Here is an 18,133-nt window from a genome sequence, read left to right as displayed (position 1 = left end):
CTTGGAGAAGCACATGCCCAAGAAAATCATGAAAACAATGGACGGCAATACCGCTGCCGCGCATGTGGCCTACGCCATGAGCGAGACGGCCGCCATCTACCCTATCACCCCGTCCACGCCCATGGGTGAAATCGCCGATGAATGGGCGGCTCAGGGGCGGAAAAACATTTTCGGCCAAACCGTACAGATTCGCCAGATGCAGTCCGAAGCGGGCGCGGCGGGCGCGGTTCACGGCTCCCTGGCGGGCGGCGCGCTGACCACCACCTTCACGGCCTCCCAGGGGCTGCTCCTGATGATCCCGAACATGTACAAGATCGCGGGCGAACTGCTGCCCGGCGTCTTCCACGTATCCGCCCGCGCCGTCGCGGCCCACGCCCTGTCCATCTTCGGCGACCACCAAGACGTCATGGCCTGCCGCCAGACCGGCTTCGCCATGCTCTTTTCGAACTCGGTGCAGGAAGTCATGGATCTTTCCCTGGTGGCGCACATCGCCTCGGTTGAGGCCAGCGTCCCGTTCATGTCCATATTCGACGGCTTCCGCACCTCCCACGAAATCCAGAAGATCGCGGTCATCGACTACGAGGACATGAAGCCCCTGCTGAACATGGACAAGGTTGCCGAATTCCGCAAACGGGCCATGAACCCGGAGCATCCGAACATCCGGGGCACCGCCCAGAATCCGGACATCTATTTCCAGGGCCGCGAAGCGACCAACACCTACTATGAGGCCATCCCCGAGATCGTCGCCGACGCCATGAAAAAGGTCGGCAAGGTCACCGGCCGCCGCTACAAACTGTTCGACTACGTGGGCCATCCCAACGCCGAACGCGTCATCATCGCCGCCGGTTCCGCCTGCGAGACCATCGAGGAAACCGTCAACTACCTGACCGCCAAGGGCAAGAAGGTCGGCCTGGTCAAGGTCCGCCTGTACAGGCCGTTCTCGGTCAAGCACATGTTCTCCGCCATCCCCAAGACCGTGAAGAAGATCGCGGTGCTGGACCGCACCAAGGAACCCGGCTCCCTGGGCGATCCCCTGTACCTCGACGTCTGCGCGGCCTACGCGGGCAAGGCCAACGCCCCCGTCATCGTCGGCGGACGCTATGGCCTCGGCTCCAAGGACTTCACTCCGGCCCAGGTCGAGTCGGTCTTCAACTCCCTGACCAAACCCAAGAACGGCTTCACCGTCGGCATCACCGACGACGTCACCAACACCTCGCTCTTTGACTGCGACTGCGTGGACACCACCCCCGAGGGCACGGTCCAGTGCAAGTTCTGGGGCCTCGGCTCCGACGGCACGGTGGGCGCGAACAAGCAGGCCATCAAGATCATCGGCGATAATACCAACCTCTATGCCCAGGGCTACTTCGCCTACGACTCCAAGAAGTCCGGCGGCATCACCATCTCGCACCTGCGTTTCGGCAAGAAGCCCATCCAGTCCACCTACCTGGTGCAGAACGCGGATTACATCGCCTGCCACAACCCGAGCTACGTCAACCTTTACGACGTGCTGGAAGGCGTCAAGAACGGCGGCACCTTCGTGCTCAACTGTCCCTGGACCGCCGAGGAGATGGACACGCGGCTGCCCGCCGCCATGCGGCGCACCATCGCGCAGAAGGGCCTCAAGTTCTACACCGTCGACGCGGTCAAGATCGCAAGCGAAGTGGGCCTCGGCGGCCGCATCAACATGGTCATGCAGACCGCGTACTTCAAACTGGCCGACGTCATCCCGTTCCAGAAGGCCGTGACCCTGCTCAAGGAAGGCATTGAGAAGGCCTACGGCAAGAAGGGCCAGAAGATCGTCGACATGAACAATGCCGCCGTGGACGCGGCCACCGACGCAATCGTGGAAATTCCCGTGCCCGAGGCATGGAAGACCCTCAAGGACGACAAGCCGGTCAACCGCAACGAGCCCGCTTACGTCAAAAACGTCATGCGCCCGGTCCTGGCCCAGAAGGGCGACACCCTGCCCGTCTCGGCCTTCTCCCATGACGGCACCATGCCCTCCGCCACTTCCAAATACGAAAAACGCGGCGTGGCCATCCTGGTGCCCGAGTGGATCAAGGAAAACTGCATTCAGTGTAACCAGTGCGCCTTTGTCTGCCCGCACTCCGCCCTGCGCTCGGTGCTGGCCACCGACGATGAGCTGAAGACCGCTCCCGCGACCTTCGAGACCATCGATGGCATCGGCAAGGAAGCCAAGGGCTTGCACTTCCGCCTCCAGGTCAACACCCTGGACTGCCTGGGCTGCGGCAACTGCGCCGACATCTGCCCGGCCAAGGAAAAGGCCCTGGTCATGAAGCCCATCGCCACCCAGACTGAAGTCCAGGTGCCGAACTTCGACTTCTCCGAAGCCGTTTCCTACAAGGACGCCTTCGGCCGCGACACGGTCAAGGGCTCCCAGTTCCGCAAGTCCCTCATGGAATTCTCCGGGGCCTGCGCGGGCTGCGGCGAAACCCCCTACGTCAAGGTCATCACCCAGCTCTTCGGCGAACGCATGGTCATCGCCAACGCAACCGGCTGCTCCTCCATCTGGGGCGCATCCGCGCCGACCGCGCCCTACTGCGTCAACGGCGAGGGACACGGCCCGGCCTGGGGCAACTCCCTGTTCGAGGACGCCGCCGAATTCGGCTACGGCATTGAAATGGCCACCGACCAGCGGCGCGCCCATCTGGCCGCGCTCTGCACTGAGGCCGCCAAGGCCGAGGAAGGCGCACTCAAGACCAAGTTGAACAAGTGGGTCAAGGTCATGAAGGACCCCGAGGAATCCCGGCTTGCGGGCGAGGCCATCAAGAAGGCCCTCAAGGGAACGCGCAAAAAGGCCCTCAAGGAAATCCTGGCGATGTCCGACCTGTTCACCAAACAGTCCATCTGGGTGTTCGGCGGCGACGGCTGGGCCTACGACATCGGCTACGGCGGACTGGACCACGTGCTCGCCTCGGGCAAGGACATCAATGTTCTGGTCCTCGACACGGAGGTCTACTCCAACACCGGCGGCCAGTCCTCCAAGGCCACTCCCCTCGGTTCCATCGCCAAGTTCGCTGCGGCCGGAAAGACCACCAACAAGAAGGACCTCGGCCGCATGGCCATGACCTACGGCTACGTCTATGTCGCCTCCGTGGCCATGGGCGCCAACAAGCAGCAGTTCCTCAAGGCGGTCAAGGAGGCCGAGGCCTACCCCGGTCCGTCCCTGATTATCGCTTACGCCCCCTGCATCAACCAGGGCATCAAGAAGGGCATGGGCAAGACCCAGATGGAACAGAAGCTGGCAGTGGAATCCGGCTACTGGCCGCTCTACCGCTACAACCCGCTGCTGGCCGACGAAGGCAAGAACCCGTTCGTCCTGGAATCCAAGGCTCCCGACGGCTCCCTCCAGGAGTTCCTGTCCGGCGAAAACCGCTACGCCATGCTCGAACGCTTCTACCCCGAGTTCTCCAAGGAGTACCGGGCCAAGATCGAAACCGACTTCAACAAGCGCTACGAAACCCTCAAGCACATGGCTGGCGAAGACTGCAAGGAATAGCCCGCCCGCGTCCATAACCATCAAGGCAAGGCCGGGGCGAAAGTCCCGGCCTTTTTTGCAGCCGCTGCCCCGCAGGCCGCGCATTTTACCGCTCCCATCCTCGCCGTCGGATGTGTCCGCCCCCATGCGAACAGCTTTTTGCGAACCGAACATTGACGTTGAGGGGGAATGAGTCAATTCTTCAGGAAGCGGCCGCTTGTGCGGCGGTCCCATTTCAAACACCTCAAATAAGGAAAGACACCGTGAGTTGTGTAGCCACCTTCAGCATCTTCCCCCTGGAACGGCCGGACGAAGGGTCTCTCGCGCCCTACGTGGCCCGGACCATTGAGATCGTCCGGGAGTCCGGGCTGCCCTATGAACTGGGAGCCATGGGGACTGTCATCGAAGGCGATTTCAACAAGGTCATGGAGACCATCAAACGATGCCATGACGACATGCGCAGCGACTGCGGCCGGGTCTATCTCACCTTGGCCGTGGATTCCCGTTCCGGCGAGGCCGGGAGGATGCGCAGCAAGGTCGACAGCGTCGGGGAGCTGCTGAAATGAGTGCGCCCGAGACACTGATACGATCCGTCTGGAACGACGTGCGGGCGGTCCGCGACAAGGCCCCGCTCATCGTCAACATCACCAATTACGTGGTCACCAACAACACGGCCAACGCCCTGCTCGCGTTGGGCGCGTCCCCGGCCATGAACCATGTGGCCGAGGACCTGCCCGGCCTGGTCGACCTGGCCGGCGCGCTGGTGGTCAATATCGGCACCCTGGCCGACGACTACGTTGAGGGGATGCATGTGGCCATGGCCCAGGCCAACGACATGAACATGCCCATCGTTCTCGATCCCGTGGCCGCCGGGGTGAATACGCTGCGCACGGACATCTCGCGGGAGTTCCTCGAAAAATACCACCCGGCCATTCTTCGGGGCAACGCCTCGGAGATCATGGCGGTGGCGGGCGAGGACGGCCGCCCCAAGGGCGTGGACACCTCCATGGGCGTGGACGAGGCCAGGGGCGCGGCCAAAGCGCTGAACGCGCGGTACGGCTGCGTGGTCCTGGTCAGCGGCGAAACCGATCTGGTGGTCGACGCGACCCGGGAAATCCGGCTTGTCGGCGGCTCGGCCATGATGCCCCGCGTCACGGGCCTGGGCTGTACCTGCACCGCGCTCGCCGGAGCCTTCGCCGCAGTCCAGCACGACTATTTCCAGGCCGCCGTGGACACCGCCGCGGTCATGAACATAGCCGGAGAAAAAGCCGCCGAAGTCTCGCCCGGCCCCGGCAGCCTGCAAATGCGCCTGCTCGACGCCCTCTATCTCCTCGACGAAGCGATGATACACACTCGACTCAAGGTGGCGGCATCATGAGAACCGAGGATCTGCTCGTCTATCTCGTGACCGACCGCGCCCTCTGTCTGGGCCGCTCCCTGGAGGAAGTCGTGGCCGAAGCCGCCTCTGGCGGCTGCACCATGGTCCAATTGCGCGAAAAAGACGCCGACACAGGGGAATTCGTGGAACTGGCCCGCGCTCTGCACAGGCTGCTCAAGCCGCTGAACGTTCCCCTGCTCATCAACGACCGCGTGGACGTGGCGTTGGCCGCCGGAGTCGAAGGCGTGCATGTCGGACAATCGGATATGCTGCCCGAGGATGTCCGCCGCCTTGTCGGGCCTGACGCCATCGTCGGCCTGTCCGTGGACACCGAAGCCGAGCTTCTGGACGCCCAGAAGCGTCCTGTGGATTATCTCGGCATCGGGCCGGTCTATCCGACCGACACCAAGAAGGACATCAAAGGCTCGCCCTGGGGACCCGACGGACTGCGACGCGCCGTGGAACTCTCTGCCATCCCGCTGGTGGCCATCGGCGGGGTGCAGTGCGAAAACGCCCGTGCCGTTTCCGGTTCCGGAGTGGCGGGCATCGCCGTGGTTTCGGCCATATGCTCCGCCCCCTCGCCCGTAGAAGCGACCCGTGCGCTGGTCCGCGCCATGAAGGAAGGAGCGCTGTAACGCCCCTCTCCACTGACCCCGCTTCGGGGCGTATGCGCGGCCTCTCCGGAGGCCGCGTTATTTTTGGGTTTGCTTCCGATACTGGACGGGCGGCCGTTTGAAAGCCATGACGTGCAGCTTGCGCTGAATGTCCTCCAGAATCATATACAGGCACGGCACCAGGATCAGGGTAATCACTGTGGCGAAGAGAATGCCGAAGCCGAGCGACAAGGCCATGGGGATAAGGAACCTGGCCTGCATGGAAGTTTCCAGAATCATCGGAGCCAGGCCGCTGAACGTGGTCAGGGTGGTCAGAAGAATGGGCCTGAAACGGACCGTTCCCGCGTCGAGCACCGCATCGTGGGCGCATTGGCCCTCCCGGGAATTCTGGTTCGCCCGATCTATGAGCACCAACGAATCGTTGACCACAACGCCCGACAGGGCCACGATACCAAGCAGGCTCATCAGGCTGATGGGATAACCGAAGGCCATGTGCCCGATGATTGCGCCCACAGCGCCGAACGGGATGCTGACCATGATGATGATCGGCTGGACATAGCTCTTGAATGGAATGGCCAGCAAGGCGTACACGGCGAGCATGGCCAGCATCAACCCCTCGAATAAGGTGTTGGTGGACTCGGTCATATCCGCCTGCATACCCTGCATCCGGCAGGACAACCCAGGGTACTTGGCCTTGAGCACGGGCACGACCTCGACCAGGACGCTCTGCATGATCTTGGTCGCCTGATCGCGCGGTACCACGTCCGCCGTGACCGACAACACCCGGCGGCCGTCGGTGCGGTTGATGGATGTGTAGGCGCTTCCCCGCTTGACGTCGACCACGTCGCGCAAAAGGACTTCCTTGCCGTCCGGCGTCTTGAGCATCAACTCCTCAAGATTGTACTCCGATACCCGTTCGCTCTCGGGCCTGCGAACCACCACCTTGATCTCGTTGCGGCCCCGCTGCTGCCGCAGGACCTCCCTGCCGTTGTAGGCGGCACGCACCTGGCTCGCCACTTCCTGGGCGGTCAGACCCAGCGCACGGCCCGCCGCGGTCATGCTGAAGTCGAGCTGATCCTTTCCGGGAGAGAAGCCGTCATCGACATCCGTGACGCCCGGGTATTGCGCCAGGTCCACGGACAATTCGCGGGCCGCCCGCTCCAGTACGGCGGTGTCCGAATGGCTGAGCTCGAACTCAAGGGCCGAACCGGCTCCCGGGCCGCCCCGGTCCGAGGCGAACGACAGGACTTCAAGGCCGACGATGTCGCCCACCTCCTTGCGCCACTTGTCCACGAATTGTTGCGTGGTGATGGGACGTACGTCAGCCGATTCCAGATACACGTTGATCTTGACTACATGCGAACCGGAAACATCCCGCCCGGCGCCGCCGATTTTTGAATCAACGCCGACAATCAGCCGGTCTCCGCCATTCTCCGCCGCCACCTTGTCCGCCGCCGCCAGCAGCCGGTCGCGCACTGCCTCGGTTTTATCCACGGGCGAACCGTATGGCAGTTCCGCCGTGGCGTAGGCGAAATCCGACTCGACCTTCGGCATGAGGGTGAAACCTAACCTGCCGCTCATGACGAAAGCGCCGCACAAAAGGAGCAGGCCGAAGCCCATGGCGACAGTGGCGTAACGCCATTGCAGGCACCAATCCAGAAGCGGACGGTAGACGCCCCTGATGAACCGCAGCAGGCCGTTGGCCGCGCGCTCCTGGTATCGGGTAATCCAGGCCATGACCCGGCTCCGTTTGTCGCCCAAATGAGACAGGTGCGCGGGCAGGACAAACAGGCTCTCGACGAGCGAAACGGAAAAAACGGCAATGACTACCACCGGAATGGCCCAAAACATCTTGCCCATGACGCCGGGAACGAACAACAGGGGCATGAAGGCGGCGATATTGGTCAACACGCTGAACACCACGGGCATGGCGATGCGCCTGGCCCCGGCTATGGCGGCTTCCAGAGGAGGCATCCCCTCCTGACGCATGGTAAAAACATTCTCGCCCACCACGATGGCGTCATCCACCACGATGCCGAGCGCGATGAGGAAGGCGAACATGGTTATCATGTTGATGCTCACGCCCATGAGCGAAAGGATCAGAAAACTACCCAGAAAGGACACGGGAATGCCCATGGCCACCCAGAAGGCGAGCTTCGGCTCCAGGAAAAGCGCCAGAAAGACGAAGACCAGGGAAAGTCCCATGACGCCGTTTCCCAGAAGCAGGTCCATGCGCTGGGAATAAGTCTCGGACATGTCGTTGAGAATCTCCACGGACACGCCCGCAGGAAGCCGGGCCTGGAAAGTCTCAAGCGTCTCCTTCACCGAATCGGCAACGGATATCGGCGTCTGATCGCCTACGCGGTACACGTCCACGCGCACGGCGGGCTTGCCGTTGTAGGTGGTGATTATGTCGTCGTCCTCGAACCCGTCGATGACCTCGGCGATATCCTCCACGCGCACCTGGGTGCCGTCGTTGCCGGTAACCACCGGGATGCGGGCGAAATCGCGGCCGTAATCGCGGCGGTCCTTCATACGCACCAGGACTTCTCCAGACTGCGCCTTGATGGCCCCGCCCGGCAGGTCCACGGAGGATTCGGCGATGCGGTCCGCCACCTCCCCCAGGCTCAGGTTATGCGCACGCATTCGGCTCTGCGGGACCTCGATGGAAATTTGCAGTCCGCTCACCTCGGCCAGCTCGGCCTGGGTCACGCCCTGATTGGCGATAAGCTCTTCCCGAAGCTGCTCGGCCAACTCGCGCAGGGTTGTTTCCGCCAGATCGCCATAGACAACGGCCGACAAGACCTGCCGCTGGTGGGAAACTTCGGAAACAACAGGGTCCTCGGCCTCTTCGGGGAAGGTGGTGATGCGGTCCACTTCGGTCTTAATGTCCTGCGCGAGCTTCTGGAGGTTCGCTCCCTCCAGGGCTTCCACGACCACGCTGCCGCTGCCTTCGGAGGAAACCGAAGTGACCTCCTTGACGCCGTCCAGCCCCTGCACGGCCTGTTCGATGGCCAGGACGCATCCCTGCTCCACCTCGGACGGGCTGGCTCCCGGATAGGAAATGGTCACGGTGACGGTATCAAGGGAGAACTCCGGAAAGACCTCCTGCTTGATTTGCAACGCCAGGATGAGACCGCCCACCAGAAACACGACCATGAGCAGGTTGGCGGCCACGGAATTACTCGCCATCCAGGCGATGGGCCCCTTGGAAGGGATGTTGTGCCCGTTAGCCATTGTCCGCCTCCCCGGCTCCCTGCGTGGCCGTTTCCTCGTCTCCGTTCACAGCATGGAGGGACATGCCCTGCACCGGGGCCGCAAGATCGGATATGACGATGCGATCGCCGGGGGCGAGTCCCTCCCTCACCACGATGCTTTCCTCATCCCTCCAGACCGGGGTCAATGTGCGGATGTCCAACGTATCGTCGGCGGAGAGAATCCATACCCGGCTGTTGTCGCGAAAGGCGATCCGGGGAATGGCGAACATGCCCTCAAGCACGTCGCCTTCGATCTTGACCGACACGTAACTGCCTAGCAGAAGCGGACTCACGCCCGGTTCGCCCTTGAGGTTGAGCGGGTCCTTCACCGCAATGAGCACGCGGGCCATGCGCCCTTCGTCCTCAAGGGCAGGGAGCAGGCGGACCACACGCCCTTCACGCACGGACTCTCCCGCCGCGCCCACCGAGATGATCCGGGCGTTCGAGCCCTCGGAACCGCCCTCGGAGGGAAAATTGATCCAGCCCAGCCTGTCCACGGGCACCGAGACCTGAATCCAGAACTCGTCGGTCCCTACCAATGAGGCCAAGTCCCCATGCACGGCAACGGCCGCGCCCAGATCCACGGACCTGGACTCGACCTTGGCGGCGAAAGGCGCGGTGACGCGGGTGCGCGACAGGTCCATGCGCGCCAGTTCAAGCTTGGCCCTGGCCGCTCGCAAATCCGCCTTGGCCTTGGCCAAATGCGGCTTGCGCAAGGCCAGCTCGGCCTCGGCCTCGGTGGCCCGCCCCGCCTCCTGCAACAAATCCCATTCGCGGGCGGAGACATTCTGATACCCCTGTTCCACCTTGAGGTTGTATTCGGCTTCGGCCACTTCGGCCTCCACCTCGCGCACGGCCAGTTCATAATCCTTGGGCTCAATGGTCAGCATCTCCTGGCCCGCCTCGAAATATCCGCCTGGCACGAACTCCCCGCTGACAGCGACGATCTTCCCGGCCACCTGCGACTGGAGCCCGATCATCCGAGCCGCCGTGACCGTGCCCATGACGTCCACGACGACCTGATGATTTTTCCGGACCGCCTTGAGGATCTCCACGCTGGGGCGGATGACCTGCGGCGGCATCTTCGCGGCCTTGGGCGCGGAAACCACCGTCGCATAGGCTCCCATTGCGCCCGCCGCCAGGATGGCGAGCGGCACCAGCGCCTTGGGGCTGAAGATGGACAATATTTTCTTAAAGTGACGGTTCATGGTTATCCCCTGGCTCCTGTCTGTTCGATGTTGATGTCGGCGGTCCGTTTTTCCGGTTCGGCCAGTGATTCGGTCCAGGTTCCGCCCAATGCCCGGTGCAGGGAAACGCGGTAAAGCATCAGGTTGGTCCGTTCCGTGGCCATGGTCACTTCGAGATTCTGGACGGACATGAGCGCGCTCAGGACGGGAAGGTAGTCGTCCAATCCCTGCGCGTATCGGGACACGGCTTCCCGCAGGCTGGTCCGGGAAGCCTCAAGCTGGGCGGAGAGCGCGGCTATGTATTCCTTCTGCCACTTCTCCTCCGCCAGGGCGTCCTCGACTTCCTTGAAGGCTGTGTAGACGGTCTCACGGTATGCGGCGAGCCTCTCGTCCACCACGGCGCGGGCCTTGTCCACTTCGGCCTTGCGGTAGCCGCCGTCGAAAATGGGGCCAGCCACCGCTCCGGCCAGACTCAGCATCCAATTATCGAAGAGCGTCCCGAGCTGCGCCCCGGAATATTGTCCGCTCCCGGCCAGTGTGAGCGACGGCAACCGGTTCGCCCTGGCCGCCGTCACGGACCAATCGGCCGACGACAGGGCCAACCCGGCGGAGCGCACGTCCGGCCTTGCCGAAAGCAGGTCGGCGGGCAGCCCGAGCCCGGGAAACTCGCGCGGTTCCGAAACATCTGCGTCGGCTACGGTCACGGTCCCGGCGGCTTTGCCCAGAAGCAGGGCCAATTCGTTGAGAAGGAGCTGTTCCTGAGACTTCACAGGCGGCAGAAGCGCCTTTACCTTGGCCAGGTTCTGACGCTGCTGATAGACGTCCAGCGCAGTGGATATGGAGTTGCGGAACCGCAGTTCGATGAGTTCGAGATACGTCTCGTTGGTCTTGATCTGCTCTTCGATGATCCGCTCCTTGCGTCGTTGGGATTGGATTTCCAGCCAACGGGAGACGACCTCACCGGCCACAGTCATGGCCGCGGTGTTCAGGTCCTCTCGGGATGCCCGGTAATCGAGGCGGCCGCTCTGGGCCTGGGCCTCGATCCGGCCCCACAGGTCGATCTCATACCCGGCCTCGAGGCCGATGGCATACGTCTCCGAGGTGGCATCGGTATCCGTCCCCTTGGAACTGGACCGGGTGGATTTGTAGTCGCCCGAGGCTTCCAGAGTCGGATATGTATCCGCCGAGGACTGCACGGAAGCGGCCCCCGCCTGGCGAAGCCTCGCCCAGGACTGAAGGATGTCCAGATTGGCCGCCAGGGCGGTTTCGACCAGGCCGTTCAACTCGGCGTTGCCGATCGCCTCCCACCACTTGCCCATCGCGCGGGGCTGTTCCGAATACAGGGTGTAGGCCTCGGGCAACGGCGCAATCGTCGTTGTGCGGGCATCGGGCCGAAACGGCGAGCAGGCCGCCAGCCCCTGGACCAAAAGAAGGAATGCTGTCGCCGCGAAAGCGACAGGTTGTAATATTCTGCCTTTCACGCTTTTCTCCGTGTATGGTTTCAATGGCCCCGAAAGTACCGGAAAAAGTTTCGCAGAGTGTTGGAAGGATGATAAAAGTTGTTAAAGATTGTAAAAGAACGCGAAGGAACCTTTTCATTCCCTGCCGCATACGGGTAAGGACAAACCATGAAAAACAACGGCCCGATCCTGATTATCGACGATGACGGCAAGCTGCGAGACCTTGTGGTGGAATATCTCGAGGAATACGACTTTTCCACGGCCACCCTGCCCTCGGGCGCAAAGGCGGTGGAGACCATCCGTTCACTCAATCCCAGCGTCATCGTTCTGGACGTGATGATGCCCGGCAAGGACGGCCTCGAAGTCCTGCGCGACATCCGCGCCGAATTCACCACCCCGGTAATCATGCTCACGGCCAAGGGGGAGGACACGGACCGCATCGTGGGCCTGGAGCTCGGAGCCGACGACTACATGGGCAAACCGTTCAATCCCCGCGAACTGCTCGCCAGAATCAAGGCGGTGTTGCGCAGGATGACGAACAACGGCGACCGCGAAACCAAGGCCACGGCCATCCGCGCGGGAGGGCTCGTCCTGAATCTCTCCCGGCAGGTGCTCATCATCGACCAGGACGAGATCGAACTGGCGCCGACGGAATTCCGTCTGCTCAAATCGCTCATGGCCCATGCGGACCGCGCCCTGACCAGGGACGAACTCATGGATATGGTCTGGGACAAGGATTTCGCCGCATACGACCGCTCCATAGACGTGCACGTCTCCAAGCTGCGCTCCCAGCTCAAACCTTACCCGGCCCACGCCAAACGCATCAGGACCGTCTGGGGCACGGGCTACATGTTCGTGGGGGAATAATGAAGGTCAGCCGGCTCTACCTCAAAATACTCCTTGCCTTCATCCTGGTCCATCTGGTCGCCATCGCGGGCATAGGAGGACTGCTGAAGATGGGCCACATGCGCCCGCCTTTCTCCGCGCACGCCAAAAACCGCACCCAGGCCTTGAAGAGGATAGTGGAACTCGAAATCGGCGAGGCCTCAAGGCTGACTCCGGAACTGCGAAGCCGTCTCGACAACATTCTCGACATATACTCCGACGCCTTCAACGGCGAAGCCTGGATCGAGAACGGCCAAGGCGAAACCGTTGCCAAGTCCTACCGGACCATGCCCCTTACCGGCGAAGAAGAAATGGAACTCAAGCTTGTCACCGACGACGGCAACCACGTCTATTTCATCCGCAAAGGCAAGCAGGGGTCCATCTATTCCGACGGTACGCTCGACAGTCCTCTGGGGCCGCTGACCGTGCATCTGCTCAACCAGTGGGTCACCCGCAACGAAGAGATATGGTTGATGGAAGGACTGGCCCTCATGGCCGCGGTGGCCGCCCTGCTGCTCATCCCCGTATCGCGCCGCATCACCCGCCCCATCAATCAGATGACCAAAATCGCCGGGAAGCTGGCGCAGGGCGACTTCTCTCCCCGGGTGGACGAAAGCCCGAAGGACGAGTTGGGCACACTGGCCAGAACCTTCAACCACATGGCCAACAGCCTGGAAAAGATGGTCCGGGGCGGCCGCGAACTGACCGCCAACCTCTCCCACGAACTGCGCTCTCCCCTGGCACGCATCCGAATCTCCCAACAAATCATACGTGAGCGTCTGGATGCCGGGCGCACGGACGGAATATCCAAGCACGTCCAGCGCATGGAGGAGGAAATCGACCACATGGATTCCCTCATCGACCAGATCATGAAGCTCTCCAAGCTTGATCTCCAGGAGCCGCCGCCCCACGAAGACACCGCCGATCTGGCGGAAATGCTGGAGGAGGCCGCCGAGCGCGTCAGGCCGCTCACCGGCGAACGGAATATTCCCGTCAGACTCGATCTTTCTCCCATGCCTCCCTATCTTTGCTGCCGACGGGACATGCGCATGGTTCTCGACAATGTGCTCTCCAACGCGGTAAAGTATTGCCCAGACAACAACCCGGTGGACATCGCCTGCGAGGCGGACGAGGAGGTCGCGACCATCCGGGTGACAAACGCCTATCCCCCCCTGACTGAAGAGGAATTGGAGGCCGTGTTCGTGCCATTCGGGCGGCTGGGCTACGATAACGTGGAGGGCAACGGCCTTGGCCTGGCCTTTGCCCGCAAGATAATCGAGGACCACGACGGGACCATCCACGCGTCCAGCGTCGACGGAGGATTTCGCATAACCATACGGTTGCCGCTGAACTGACCGCTTCCGCCCTCTTTCTCCAGGGAACGGGAGCCGGGATGGCGTGAATAGCCTTCCTCGTTCGAGCGGACCGGCGTTCGATCAATGCGCCCGAACAACCCCGCCCAGAACGACAACTCGTCCACTCTTGTTCGAACTCTTCTGTCACGCCCTCTCAAAAAAAGCGCAAAATCCAGCGATAACACATTGAACATTAAGTAGAAAATACTGTTCAACAAAAACGCTGTTTCAAAATTGATAATCCCGATTCCATCGCGTATTGTGCATTTTTTTTGGGGCCTTGCCCCCCATCACAGGGAATAAACACAAGTGAAAAATCACTGACTGAAATGATGCAATACAATAATAAAAACAGGTGTGTCCTACGACACATTCACCACGTATCCTCGCTGACTCTCGTCATGCTCGCCCTACTCCTTCCGGGAGCGTTCCGAGCAAACACGGCCGAAGCCGGGGAAGCCAAGGAGTTCAGCCGCCAGGCCGTGGTGGACCGGGCCAGGGAACTGAGCCAAACCCCGTTCGACCCCAACCATGGGCAAGTGCCGAAGGCCCTGCTCAACCTCAGCTACGAAGCCTGGCGCGACATCCGTTTCCGTCCGGAAAAGGCTTTGTGGAAAGAGGACAACCTGCCTTTCAATCTGCAATTTTTCCATGCCGGCCTCTATTACGACCGGCTTGTGGACATCAATATCGTCGACAAGGGCATGTCGGAGAGGTTGACCTTTGATTCGACAATGTTCGACTACGGCAACAACCACACTCTGCCCGAACAGATTCCGACCCCGTTCGGATTCGCCGGGTTCCGCATCCACGGCCCCATCAATACGCCGCAATATTTTGACGAAATCGCCGTGTTCCTGGGGGCCAGCTACTTTCGTGGCGTGGCCAAGGGACAGGTCTACGGCCTTTCCGCCCGCGGCCTGGCCGTGGACACCGCCCTGCCCGACGGCGAGGAATTCCCCTATTTCAGTGAATTCTGGATCGAGAAACCGACCCGCAGGAGTTCAAGCCTGACCGTCCACGCCCTGTTGGACAGCAAGAGTCTGACCGGCGCTTACACCTTCGTCATTCAAGGCGGGAAGACGACCACGATGGACGTCACCGCCACATTGTTCCTGCGGGTTCCCGTGAAAAAAATCGGCATTGCCCCGCTGACCAGCATGTTCCTGTTCGGCGAGAACACCGATGAACGCAAGGTGCGGGACTTCCGCCCCGAGGTGCACGATTCCGACGGACTGCTCATAAAGAACGATTCGGGCGAATGGTTCTGGCGTCCTCTCGACAACCCGGAGGCTCTGTCCATCAACGGATTCCAGGCGGACAACGTCCGGGGATTCGGCCTCATTCAGCGGGATCGCGATCACCACAATTATCAGGACCTCGACGCCAGCTACGAGCGGCGGCCCACGCTGTGGGTGGAACCGCGCGGAGACTGGGGCCACGGGCACGTGGAGCTGATAAACATCCCCACGGACCAGGAAATCCACGACAACATCGTGGCCTTTTGGTCGCCCAAGGACGAACTGCCCATCGGCGTCCCGCAAACCTATGAATACCGGCTGCTGTGGTATCACGGCAGTTTCACCCATCCGCCCCTGGGATACACGTACGCCACGCGGACCGGCGATGCGGGCGACGGCGGGCAACGATTCGTCATCGACTTCAAGAGCAAGGCCCTGAACCTCCTGGAGCCGCCTTCCAATGTGGAAGGAGTGATTACCTGCGGCAAAGGCGCGATCGTCACCGAACAGCGCGTGGAAAAGAACACGCATATCGGCGGTTGGCGGCTGTCCTTCGTGGTCCGGCCCGACCAGGCGCCCTCGGCCCTGGAAAAGGTGCTGCCCAACCGCAGGCCTCCCGTGGACCTGCGCGCGTTCCTGAAGATCAACGACACCACTCTGACGGAAACGTGGAACTATGCCTATCGCCCCTGATCTCCGGCCGTCCGGCGAGGACATTCAGCGCGAGCTGGCCGCCCGCTGCCTGCTTGAGTACGCGGAACAGCTCCCCATGCCCACGGAGCAACGACTGGAGCTCGTTCTCGAAACCCTGCGCGAGCTGCCGCCCGACGCTTCCTCGGCACAGGCCTTGGAGGCGTTGCTTGAGCGGTTGCCCTCAGCGGACGCATCGGCGTATCCGCCGAGTCACCCGCCCATCGACCGCAGCCATATGCCCGCGCAGTATCTTGGTCGGCCCCGCACCGGCTTCAACGCATTCCTCGCCCACTGGGCCTGGCTCGGCGTTGTCGGCCTCCTGCTGGCGCTGACTCTCCTGCTGAACTTTTCCCAATGAGAAACTCGATGCAAAGCGATTCACAGGTCCCGGGACTGTCATTCTCCACCGGAAAACGGCGCCTTGTCCTGACGCTGCTCATCATGATCCCCTCGGCAATGGCCAGCGCCTACGTGGGGTCCGTCCTGCCCGACAAGGGCTCAACCCCGCTGGAGCTCGCGATCATTATCGTCTACTCCATCCTTTTCGCCTGGATATCCGTCGGATTCTGGACGGCGATCATGGGGTGGTTCACGATAATGCGCCGCTATGACCGCTTCGCCGCCAGCCGCGCCCTGTCCGAACCTTTCGACCCGAACGATTTTCCCCGCACGGCGGTCCTGTTCCCCATCTGCAACGAAGATACGCCGAGGGTCATGGCCGGCATCAAGACCACATACCTCTCGTTGCAGCGCACCCCTGGCGCGAAGCAGTTCGACATCCACATCCTGAGCGACTCCGGCAGCGCGGACAAGTGGATGGAGGAGGAGGCCGCCTGGGCCGATCTGGTAAAGGAACTCGGCGCGCAGGGCCGCATATTCTACCGCAACCGAAAGGTGAACCTGAAGCGCAAGAGCGGCAACGTGGCCGACTTCTGCCGCAGGCACGGCAGCGAATACACGTACATGGCCGTGTTCGACGCGGACAGCGTCATGAGCGGCGACACGCTGAACGCCATGGTCCGCATCATGGAACGCCGCAGCAGAATAGGGATATTGCAGACCGCCCCGGCCTGCTTCGGCCGCGACACCCTGCTCGGGAGGCTGCAACAATTCGCCAACCGCGCCTACGGCCCCATGTTCGCCGCCGGGCTGCATTTCTGGCAGTTGGGAGACGCCCAGTACTGGGGACACAACGCGCTCATCCGCATCGAACCGTTCATGAAGCACTGCGGCCTTCCCAGACTGTCGGGCAAGCCCCCTCTGGGCGGCGACATCCTCAGCCACGACTTCGTCGAAGCCGCGCTCATGCGCCGCGCCGGATGGGAAGTCTGCCTCGCCTTCGACCTCACGGGCAGTTGGGAGGAATGTCCCCCGAACCTCCTCTCGGAGTTGAAACGGGACCGCCGCTGGTGCCAGGGAAACCTCCAACACCTCCGCCTTCTTTTCACCGAAGGCCTCTTCCCCGCCCACCGGGTCCTCTTTCTCAACGGAGCCATGAGCTACGTCTCGGCTCTGTTGTGGTTCCTCTTTCTGATGCTCTCCTCCGCCGAGGCCGTGATCCAGGCCGTTGTCGGCCCCAGCTACTTCGCCGCCACGCGGTCCCTGTTTCCGTCCTGGCCGGTGTGGCAACCGCTCTGGGCCTTGATACTGTTGGCCACCACGGGTGTGCTGTTGTTCTTCCCAAAAATTCTGAGCTACCTCCTGATCGTCTTGAAGACACGCCGCTCAAAACAGTTCGGCGGCGCATTCCGCCTGCTGGCGAGCATTGTCCTGGATGTCGCGTTCTCCGCTTTGCTGGCTCCCATTCGAATGCTCTTTCACAGCAAATTCGTCTGCATCACCCTGCTCGGCAGACAGATCGGCTGGGGCTCGCAGCAGCGGGACGACCGCCCGACGACCTGGGGCGAGGCGATCCGCTTCCATGGAGGAGGCGCGCTCTTCGGGTTGCTCTGGGGCGGCGTTGTCTGGCTCTATGCGCCATATTTCTTCTGGTGGATAGCGCCCATCGTCCTGCCCATCGTCTTTTCCATGCCCCTTTCGGTCCTCACCAGCCACGACGCCCCCGGACGCTGGCTCCGCAGAAACGGGCTGCTCCTTATCCCGGAGGAAACCGCCCCGGCACAGGAAATCCGCGACGTGGTCCGGTTCACAGAGGAAATGGAAGCCGCGCCCACGCCCCTCGACCTGCCGCGCGAGAAAGGCTTCCTGCGCGCTCTGCTTGATCCTGGCGTCAACGGACTCCGACGCGCCCAGCTTTCCCGAAACCAGCGGCGGCTCAACGAAAAGGCGCGCGAACTCAACGCGAAACTTGTGGCGAAGATTCTCGACGGCGGCCCCGACGCCCTCTCTCCCGACGAGAAGCTCCGCCTCTTGCGCGACCCCGACGGACTGCTCGAAGTGCATACCCGAGCGTGGACGGCCGACAACGGCGCCGTGCGGAGGGCATGGCTCCAACAAAACTGACCTGTCCGGCACAAAAAAGAAGTGCCGGTTCCCGGCCAACCATCATTTCATTGACCTGACGCCGGTGTAGGGTAATATGGAATCAGTGCCGGGTTTCCCGT

General features: G+C 62.1%; 12 protein-coding genes. 9 read left to right on the top strand and 3 right to left on the bottom strand.

Annotation, left to right across the window (positions count from 1 at the left end):
- Positions 1-13 precede the first annotated feature (13 nt).
- From nifJ to thiE, 4 genes are all read left to right on the top strand, one after another.
- The gene (gene nifJ / locus PSN43_RS13885) at positions 14-3,520 is read left to right on the top strand and encodes a pyruvate:ferredoxin (flavodoxin) oxidoreductase (RefSeq protein WP_272701332.1); all 3,507 of its coding nucleotides are present in this window, start codon (positions 14-16) and stop codon (positions 3,518-3,520) included.
- Between the two features lie 242 nt (positions 3,521-3,762).
- Positions 3,763-4,065, top strand: coding sequence for an MTH1187 family thiamine-binding protein (locus PSN43_RS13880; RefSeq protein ID WP_272701331.1), 303 nt, complete (start codon positions 3,763-3,765; stop codon positions 4,063-4,065).
- The gene (gene thiM / locus PSN43_RS13875; protein WP_272701330.1) at positions 4,062-4,877 is read left to right on the top strand and encodes a hydroxyethylthiazole kinase; all 816 of its coding nucleotides are present in this window, start codon (positions 4,062-4,064) and stop codon (positions 4,875-4,877) included. The genes PSN43_RS13880 and thiM overlap by 4 nt, the downstream gene beginning before the upstream one ends.
- Positions 4,874-5,512 (top strand): thiamine phosphate synthase, encoded by a 639-nt coding sequence (gene thiE, locus PSN43_RS13870; RefSeq protein WP_272701329.1) that lies wholly within the window; start codon positions 4,874-4,876, stop codon positions 5,510-5,512. The genes thiM and thiE overlap by 4 nt, the downstream gene beginning before the upstream one ends.
- Positions 5,513-5,569: 57 nt before the next feature.
- Here the strand turns inward: thiE and PSN43_RS13865 are convergent, their stop codons facing one another.
- From PSN43_RS13865 to PSN43_RS13855, 3 genes are read right to left on the bottom strand one after another with little or no spacing between them, the layout of a single operon-like run.
- Positions 5,570-8,728, bottom strand: coding sequence for an efflux RND transporter permease subunit (locus tag PSN43_RS13865; RefSeq protein ID WP_272701328.1), 3,159 nt, complete (start codon positions 8,726-8,728; stop codon positions 5,570-5,572).
- Positions 8,721-9,956 (bottom strand): efflux RND transporter periplasmic adaptor subunit, encoded by a 1,236-nt coding sequence (locus tag PSN43_RS13860; RefSeq protein ID WP_272701327.1) that lies wholly within the window; start codon positions 9,954-9,956, stop codon positions 8,721-8,723. The genes PSN43_RS13865 and PSN43_RS13860 overlap by 8 nt, the downstream gene beginning before the upstream one ends.
- Before the next feature lie 2 nt (positions 9,957-9,958).
- Positions 9,959-11,416, bottom strand: coding sequence for an efflux transporter outer membrane subunit (locus PSN43_RS13855; RefSeq protein ID WP_272701326.1), 1,458 nt, complete (start codon positions 11,414-11,416; stop codon positions 9,959-9,961).
- Positions 11,417-11,563: 147 nt separating this feature from the next.
- Between PSN43_RS13855 and PSN43_RS13850 the strand changes: the two genes are divergently transcribed.
- The 5 genes from PSN43_RS13850 (at position 11,564) to mdoH (ending at position 18,032) form a co-directional block, all read left to right on the top strand.
- A complete protein-coding gene (locus PSN43_RS13850; RefSeq protein WP_272701325.1) occupies positions 11,564-12,262 on the top strand; it encodes a response regulator in 699 nt (232 codons plus the stop codon).
- Entirely contained in the window at positions 12,262-13,635 is a 1,374-nt protein-coding gene (locus PSN43_RS13845; protein ID WP_272701324.1) for a HAMP domain-containing sensor histidine kinase, read from the top strand. Before PSN43_RS13850 ends, PSN43_RS13845 begins: the two co-directional genes overlap by 1 nt.
- 401 nt (positions 13,636-14,036) lie before the next feature.
- On the top strand, positions 14,037-15,569 hold the full coding sequence (locus PSN43_RS13840) for a glucan biosynthesis protein (RefSeq protein WP_272701323.1): 1,533 nt from the start codon (positions 14,037-14,039) through the stop codon (positions 15,567-15,569).
- Positions 15,553-15,927, top strand: coding sequence for a hypothetical protein (locus tag PSN43_RS13835; protein WP_272701322.1), 375 nt, complete (start codon positions 15,553-15,555; stop codon positions 15,925-15,927). Before PSN43_RS13840 ends, PSN43_RS13835 begins: the two co-directional genes overlap by 17 nt.
- 8 nt (positions 15,928-15,935) lie before the next feature.
- On the top strand, positions 15,936-18,032 hold the full coding sequence (mdoH, locus tag PSN43_RS13830) for a glucans biosynthesis glucosyltransferase MdoH (protein WP_272701321.1): 2,097 nt from the start codon (positions 15,936-15,938) through the stop codon (positions 18,030-18,032).
- Positions 18,033-18,133: the final 101 nt, after the last annotated feature.

The organism is Desulfovibrio sp. Fe33 (assembly GCF_028532725.1).
Lineage (GTDB): Bacteria > Desulfobacterota > Desulfovibrionia > Desulfovibrionales > Desulfovibrionaceae > Pseudodesulfovibrio.
This window is presented reverse-complemented; position numbering and strand designations above follow the sequence as displayed.

Bases quoted from the DNA above. Each gene is read 5' to 3' on its own strand.
- nifJ (WP_272701332.1), top strand. From the start codon at position 14: ATGCCCAAGAAAATCATGAAAACAATGGACGGCAATACCGCTGCCGCG.
- thiM (WP_272701330.1), top strand. From the start codon at position 4,062: ATGAGTGCGCCCGAGACACTGATACGATCCGTCTGGAACGACGTGCGG.
- thiE (WP_272701329.1), top strand. From the start codon at position 4,874: ATGAGAACCGAGGATCTGCTCGTCTATCTCGTGACCGACCGCGCCCTC.
- PSN43_RS13865 (WP_272701328.1), bottom strand. From the start codon at position 8,728: ATGGCTAACGGGCACAACATCCCTTCCAAGGGGCCCATCGCCTGGATG.
- PSN43_RS13860 (WP_272701327.1), bottom strand. From the start codon at position 9,956: ATGAACCGTCACTTTAAGAAAATATTGTCCATCTTCAGCCCCAAGGCG.
- PSN43_RS13850 (WP_272701325.1), top strand. From the start codon at position 11,564: ATGAAAAACAACGGCCCGATCCTGATTATCGACGATGACGGCAAGCTG.
- PSN43_RS13845 (WP_272701324.1), top strand. From the start codon at position 12,262: ATGAAGGTCAGCCGGCTCTACCTCAAAATACTCCTTGCCTTCATCCTG.
- PSN43_RS13840 (WP_272701323.1), top strand. From the start codon at position 14,037: ATGCTCGCCCTACTCCTTCCGGGAGCGTTCCGAGCAAACACGGCCGAA.
- PSN43_RS13835 (WP_272701322.1), top strand. From the start codon at position 15,553: ATGCCTATCGCCCCTGATCTCCGGCCGTCCGGCGAGGACATTCAGCGC.
- mdoH (WP_272701321.1), top strand. From the start codon at position 15,936: ATGCAAAGCGATTCACAGGTCCCGGGACTGTCATTCTCCACCGGAAAA.